This window comes from Glaciecola punicea ACAM 611, assembly GCF_000252165.1.
Taxonomy (GTDB): Bacteria; Pseudomonadota; Gammaproteobacteria; order Enterobacterales; family Alteromonadaceae; genus Glaciecola; species Glaciecola punicea.
Genome location: NZ_BAET01000034.1, coordinates 1 through 895 on the forward strand (window position 1 = coordinate 1; position 895 = coordinate 895).

Annotated in this window: 1 protein-coding gene; it reads right to left on the bottom strand. The window is 44.6% G+C overall.

The features are described 5' to 3' along the window. Window position 1: 1 nt before the first annotated feature. Window positions 2–895: elongation factor Tu (gene tuf, locus GPUN_RS13500; RefSeq protein ID WP_040521230.1), on the bottom strand; the 894-nt coding region annotated here is incomplete at its 5' end.

Sequence of the window (895 nt, forward strand, 5' to 3'; positions counted from 1 at the left end):
ACTACAGTATTTTAGCAACAACACCGGCGCCTACAGTACGGCCACCTTCACGGATTGCAAAGCGTAAGCCTTCATCCATCGCGATTGGAGCAATTAGCTCTACTACGAATTTAAGGTTATCACCAGGCATTACCATTTCTACGCCTTCAGGAAGCTCTACAGCCCCTGTTACGTCAGTCGTACGGAAATAAAACTGTGGGCGGTAACCTTTAAAGAATGGCGTATGACGGCCACCTTCGTCTTTGCTTAAGATATACACTTCAGCTTCAAACTTGGTGTGTGGCTTAATTGAACCAGGCTTCGCAAGTACTTGACCACGTTCAACGTCTTCACGCTTAGTACCACGTAATAATATACCTACGTTCTCGCCGGCACGACCTTCGTCAAGCAATTTACGGAACATCTCAACGCCTGTACACGTTGTTTTAACCGTATCTTTTATACCGATTATTTCAACTTCTTCGCCTACTTTAACAATGCCTTGTTCAATACGACCTGTTACAACCGTACCACGGCCTGAAATCGAGAACACATCTTCTATTGGCAGAATAAATGGCTTGTCTACGTCACGCTTTGGCTCTGGAATGTAGTTGTCTAGCGCATCTGCTAGTTCAAGAATTTTAGCTTCCCACTTTTCATCGCCTTCAAGGGCTTTGAGTGCTGAGCCTTGAATTACCGGTAAATCATCACCTGGAAAATCATATTCACTAAGAAGCTCACGCACTTCCATTTCTACTAGCTCTAGTAATTCTTCGTCGTCTACCATGTCACATTTGTTCATGAAAACGATCATGTATGGAATACCAACTTGACGACCTAGTAAAATATGCTCACGTGTTTGTGGCATAGGACCGTCGGTAGCAGCCACTACTAATATGCCGCCGTCCATTTGCGC